1 protein-coding gene is annotated in these 361 nt (G+C 58.2%); it reads right to left on the bottom strand.

Annotated features, from left to right (window positions below; translation table 11 throughout):
* Positions 1-145: 145 nt before the first annotated feature.
* Positions 146-361, bottom strand: a 216-nt coding sequence (locus AC1RPN_RS08645) for a hypothetical protein (protein WP_481763783.1), incomplete at its 5' end; no start/stop codon positions are given.

Genomic DNA, 361 nt, shown 5'->3' on the forward strand with positions numbered 1-361 from the left:
GGCCAATTCCATCTCGCATCGGCATTGCGTCGTCGCCCGCTCAGCTCGTACTGGGCGTTCACGATAGCGCCGCAAATCGTTTGGCGGTCGGGCTTCGCTTCCAGCGTGGCGAGCGCGTGCTCCATAAGCTCATGTTCTACAGGTGTCATAGGTTCTCCAAAATATGGTTAAGCCACTCGATGCGGTTCGCACGACGCCAGTCCTGCGCGGCCTGATACTCATCCCAATCGTCTGGGAAAAGCTCGTTGTACGAGGCTAGCCCTTCACGCATCAGCCAGCTCTCTAGACTATCAGCGCCGTCCAACATGCTGGTCACGAGCGCCGAGCACTCTTCGAAAAGGTCGTGATCGATACGCCCGAG

This window comes from Dellaglioa sp. CoH-57-MRSF-20 (genome assembly GCF_056781955.1).